Source organism: Gelidibacter sp., from assembly GCF_039916245.1.
Taxonomy (GTDB): Bacteria; Bacteroidota; Bacteroidia; order Flavobacteriales; family Flavobacteriaceae; genus Gelidibacter.
Window position 1 is genome coordinate 1 of record NZ_JBDSLS010000070.1, and the last position, 5,777, is coordinate 5,777.

At 34.7% G+C, this 5,777-nt stretch carries 4 protein-coding genes; all 4 read right to left on the bottom strand.

Features of this window, described 5'->3' with window-relative positions; translation table 11 throughout:
* Window positions 1-742, bottom strand: a 742-nt coding sequence (locus ABIQ28_RS03520) for a type IV toxin-antitoxin system AbiEi family antitoxin domain-containing protein (RefSeq protein WP_348035370.1), incomplete at its 3' end; no start/stop codon positions are given.
* Between the two features lie 790 nt (window positions 743-1,532).
* Window positions 1,533-1,709, bottom strand: a complete 177-nt coding sequence (locus ABIQ28_RS03525; protein WP_066432866.1) for a histone H1 — start codon at window positions 1,707-1,709, stop codon at window positions 1,533-1,535.
* 666 nt (window positions 1,710-2,375) lie between these two features.
* Window positions 2,376-5,024 (bottom strand): carboxypeptidase-like regulatory domain-containing protein, encoded by a 2,649-nt coding sequence (locus ABIQ28_RS03530; RefSeq protein WP_348035371.1) that lies wholly within the window; start codon window positions 5,022-5,024, stop codon window positions 2,376-2,378.
* The coding region (locus ABIQ28_RS03535; protein ID WP_348035372.1) for a GLPGLI family protein at window positions 5,011-5,777 on the bottom strand (767 nt) is incomplete at its 5' end. The genes ABIQ28_RS03530 and ABIQ28_RS03535, both read right to left, overlap by 14 nt.

Consider the following 5,777-nt stretch of genomic DNA (forward strand, 5'->3'; position numbering starts at 1 on the left):
TGGGAACAGTGATAGCGTATTTGGCTATATAAACGCCATCTTTTACTAAAGACCGCTTCCCTTTTCCTATATCTATTTTTTCTGCATCCATATACTTGAACCAATCGTGATTTGACTTTTCGCCCATATATAAAAAAAGTCGTTTCACTTTTATAGAGGTGCATTGCCTTAAAAGATCGTAAACCTGATTTGGTCTAAGGTTATTAAGTCCCTGCATAATTTCATAACACTCTACAAGGTCTTGTTTTTTTGGCGCCAGATACAAACATTCCATTAACGCTCTTATAGGGTTCGATATTTTCAAACTAAAGTTGCCTCGCTCTAAATCCTGTAATCCTACTTTTGCTGGCAAAAAGGATGTACTAAAGTAATTCACTTTTACACCCCAATCGTACTTAGTGAACCACGCAGGGAGTTTTTCTTTACTGCCACCGAACACTATAACTTGCTGTGCTGATAATTCTAAATAATGTGCTTTCCCTAATAAAGAAAGCGCTGTTTTGCCTCCCAAATGGATACTCTGATCACATTGTTGTTGCAATGCATATATTGCGCCTTCGTATCCGGGTTTTTCTCCCACTCGCATCCAGGCCCCTGTTCCGATGGAATAAAGCCAATTACTTTTCTTATAGCGATTGAGCAATTGTGTGGAAAACCCATTTTCAGTTAACCACGAGCTGAGATAGACAACCCCAGAAGGCTGAGAATTAAGTAAACGGTTTATTTTTTGTTCTTTTTCCAAACTATTAGTTTCTATTTTCAGTATTTTATAAACCCATGAGAGCAAACCAAGAGTTTAATTTACTTCAAATATACACACTATTAGTTTGTTTAAACTTATTTTTTTAAACTATAACAAAATATCATAGAACGGAAAAAGATGAAGTTTAATTAAACTTCGAGTTTCTACTGTTATGATTGGTTTCAAACCCTATTTTTCAAGTGATTTACTTATTATATCCTGAGCGTTTTCCTTTTTTTTGATCGACAAATTAGAGTTAACTTTGATCGTAACCTATTAAAAACAACAAGAGAAACATAGTTGTCCGTCAACATTTCTTCATTAATTTACTTCCCATAGTGCCTATCGCTGTTACCTTTCGACTACATAAATCAAAATTTAGATCGAGTAAGGACTTATAAAAGGGAGGCACGACCGATTATGCAGTCCGTCTGGAGCTAAATTTTAAACTTTGTGGAGAAAATGGAATAGTGAGCTCTTGGCCAAGCGGACACTATTCCAAAGTTGACCAAATGGTTAATCTCGAGAAATAATGCACATATTATTAAGACCTATTTATACGGTAAATCCGTAAACTTTGGAATTGTGTCCAAGATTTTAATGAAGCGCTTTGCCCATAATGGAGCTTTTCGCGGAATGGAGTGGCAATGGGCTGAATGATATATCTGCTAACGACCGACTCAGATTAAGAGTTATTTTGTAATAACCCACTTTTTAAGATCACCCCTCAATACATAATGGCAAAAAAAAGAAATCATCTCATTTTTAGTTAATGAGATGATTTCTTTGTTTATTTCTTGGATTCAGCAATCGAGACTTTACGGAATTCCTTTAATAATTTTTCCAAGGCTAATGACGATTGTCTTGCTCTTGTTCCTGCTGCTTTGTTTCCACTTTCTAGTTGCAATTTAGCATCACTTTCAAATGACTCAAAAGTGTTTTGCATGTTTTCAATAAGTTCTTTCATAAGATTTAAATTTCATTTAAAAGGCGAAAATATAGTTATTCGTTGTAAACACACCTATCATTAACATAAAAACGCGACTACAAGGCGCCACTTTAAAGGTTTCCCTTATATTTTTCAAACTTTTTTCGTAAACTAATCTTAACTGATAGCCGAAGTTCTACTTAGGCTTTTGACTACTTAAACGATTTCTTAGCGGGATTAAAGCAGAGGGAACTTAAAAGATGGAAATGCCGTTGGCTTGCTTCCTGATCTTCCCAGCACGGAGCAGACAAAAGGAATGGAAATCGGGAATTGTGTCCATGACTTTTTAGGGAAGCTCTTTTCTCGGAATGAAGCTTTTCCTGCCCCTTTTGGCAGACTGGCGCGGAATGTAGGAGAATGTGTTTCCTGTGTTATTTTAACGGATTCATCTCGTTTTGCCTAAGTTAAGCGGACGCTACTTCAAAGTTGGAGGTTGCAATGGGGTTTGATCGCTTCCCGACTTTTTTCGGGAAGTGGACAAGTGGAATGGAAATCATAGACTTTGGAGCTGGATCCAAGACTTTCCAGGAGAACTCATTTTATTATAATTGATAGCATAATAAGATTATAGTCTGTAACATCGGCTTGTTTGAAATCGAACAATTAACATTCTTCACAAATAACAGTTAATCACAAATACTTAGTTTATAATGAAAACTTAAAAGTAATTAAAAGTTGAGATGGCCTTAACTTATAAAAATTTTCGCTACTAAAAAACTGACCGTTAAAAGCACTTATATATTTTTTTGTATTAAGTACATTATTCCAAGCAATCTTAGTATCAAGGTTGTATTTGTTAACGGTAAATTGGTAGCTGAAATTTAAAAAATAGTTGTTATTCTTGCTTGTCCCGATGTTATTGTAATAATGCTCGGCATCAATATTCAAAAACTGATGGTCGCTTAAGTAAAAAAATGTTGCTATCAAACTTTCCAAATTCTTTATTGCGCTAAACTGATCGTTTGTAGTTTGTAATCTTGCAACGGTAAGCCTCGAACTTGCGCCGATACCAAACCATTTTGCGATTTCAGATTTTACATCGACGTCATAACGCTGGTCTGTGCTTTTAAATGATCCAAATGTACCGTTAACAATCTGAGGTCTTTCAGAAAACGAGAACCTGCTATTTAGTGTTAAAGTTGTTTTGGCCTTGCTAAAATATTTGCTGACATTAAAATTGACACTTTGAGCCGTAACTTCATTATCTCTTTCAATGCTCTCTATTATTAATGAGCCATTATCTGCAATAGAACTATTATAAAGTAGGTTGTTCTCATTTTTGGTAAGACCAAATGTTGCGGTAGTAAATAAAGCCTTTAATGCGTTTCTGTATTTAATACTTAGAGAAGACGCATAATTGGTTTGCTCGCCCAAAGTAGAATTATATCGCACTAAACTTAAATAGTTTTTCAGCATGTAGCCATCAAACAAATTGTCAATCTCGCCATATCTGTTTTCAATATTACCTCTGACACTTGCTTCCCAATAGGGCGATAGTTTTTTTGTAATCGTTAAATCTGGCTCAAAATTTAATCGCCTTAGCGTTTGTTGCTGGCTCGAAATTTTATGGTCTGTTTTAAAATAACGCAGGTACAAAGGAGATTTTAAAACAATTGTCCATCTGTCTTTCTTAAAATTTAAATGATTGGTAATAAACAGGTTTGGGTTGGTTAATTGCAGGTCATTTTGGTAATCTCCATCAATTTGTGTTTGATTGCCATCGAAAGTTTTTTGTAAATCTGATGTCAATTTTTGATGTTTATATGCCAGTCCAGCCTTTGGCGATATGGTAAAAGCACCGAGTTTTTTGGTAAAACCGACGGTATTCTCTGTAAAAAAAGTAGATAATCTTGTGCCTTGCCTATTGCTTTCATAGTCCTGGCCATCGTTTAGTATTTCTTCAAACTGTCCTGGCAAAACGGTCAGCTCTTGCTCAGTATCGGTATAGCCACTACTGGAGTCAAATGTTATTAATTGCTTGCCTATGGGTTTTATTATTTTAAGTTTATTGGTCAGCAATAGGTATGGGTTTGAAAGTTGCTGAGAAACATCTAAATTATCATTGATGATGGTTCCTCTTTGACTATCCCAAAATGTATTAGCAACAAATGTATTTAGTAAATAACTTTTTGACTGGTTTCTTTCTATGGTAAACTTAGAATTTAACGAATTCAAAAATAGTATGTTATCTATGTTTTCGCCATAATTTATGGTGTCATTTTGAGTTATATAAGTTGTGTTCCTATTGCCATGATCCATACGGGAACCATTTAGATAAGACAGGTTTATTTTAAGGTCTGTGGCATTTTTTATGCGATACAGATAATTGATATTGGCAAGGTGGTCATTGTTATCCAACCATCTTGCACCTAAAAATGGAGGCTGGGAAAGTTGCCGTAAAGACAAAATGTTTTTTCTTACAGCATCAAAACCGGTCGTTAAATTATCTGAAGTAGAAAAATCGTTATTGCTACGTGAAAGGTCATTACCAGTATTATTATATTGATAACTTACTAAAGCCTGACTTCTTTTTGTGAATACTAACGGCGTAATATTCGTCTTAAATAAAACAGGGCTAAATCCACCGCCAATCTCAGCAGAACCAGTTACAGAAACATTGTTTTTCAACTTAATATTCAAGGATGTCTTATCTGAAAAAACTAAACTATCCAACACTTTAATAGGCTGATGGTTTTCCAAAATCTGAACCTTGCTTACATCATCAGCCGATATATTATCATTAGCCAAATTATAACGACCTTCTAGCATATCCATACCTTCAATGTAGTATTTCTCGATCGCGTTTCCCATATATAATATTTGACCGTTGCTCAGGACCTCAATACCAGGCATTTTTTTTAAAACATCTGCAATAGTCCTGTCTTTTTGGTCTTTAAATGCAGAAACGGAATAACTTAAAGTATCGCCCTTTTTTTCAATATTATAAGAGGTGACAACAACTTCTTTTAGCGCTTCAATAGATTCCTCTAAGGTTATGGATATATTTTGGGATGTGTTTGTGATCTTTTTATCAAACGTTTTATAGCCTAAGTGCAAAACACTAATAACCAAATTTAAAGCGTCGGTGCTAATAGCAACAGAAAAATGGCCATCAATATCTGCTGTGCCATAGCTTAAAATTGCATTTGAATGTTCGCTTTTTATGGTAACCACTGCGCCTGCCAATATATTTCCGGCAGTGTCCTTAACAGTGCCCGTAATTTTATTTTGCGAAAAGCCTTTCAGACCAAACATCAATAGGACAAGAAGCACTAAAAACTTAGTCTTTTTCAATAGGATTATTTTCTTTCTCCAACATCTCAGTAAAGGCTTTGATGTAAGCCTGATGTACTTCTGGAGTTATTTTTACATTTGGGTTATTTGCGTACGTAAAAGGGTCTTGTCTGTATCTATATTGGACTTCGAGAATTTTTTCTTTAGTAGTTAAAACATACTGTTTCAGATTGATTGTAAAAGAGACAGGTGGCTCCAATTTTTCAAATGCATAAAGCGTAAAGCTATAGTGATTTTGAGTGTCCGAAATCTCAATGATCAACCCTGGAAGGCCATTAAACTTAAAAGGCCCATCTGAAATTGGTATGTCTGTAGTGAACCAAGCTATATAATCTCTGCCAGAATATGTGGTGGTTGCTTTTTGAGCCGCGTATCCCTTAATGTCCTTAATTTCATCATGAATTTTCCAATCAAATAAATTTGAAGGTTGCTCATAATAAAAATAATCATCCACGATTTGTAAGGTATATGCCAAATAGTTTTCCTTAGGATTTTTTAATATTACAGCGGGAAAAGCCGTTATACTTTCCTTAGAAGTAGAAGCAGTATTTCCTTTAACTACAACGCTGTTTTTAAAGAGCTTGGCTCTACTTGAAAATGAAGAAAAATCATCTCCCAAAAAGAGCACCATATATTCTGATTTTCCTTCATCTAATTTGGTTGAATCTAATGTGTAATGTAAATTATAAGTGACTTTATACTTAAAGTCTGTTTTGACTTTTTTTTGTGCAAAAACCACCACATTAAAAATCA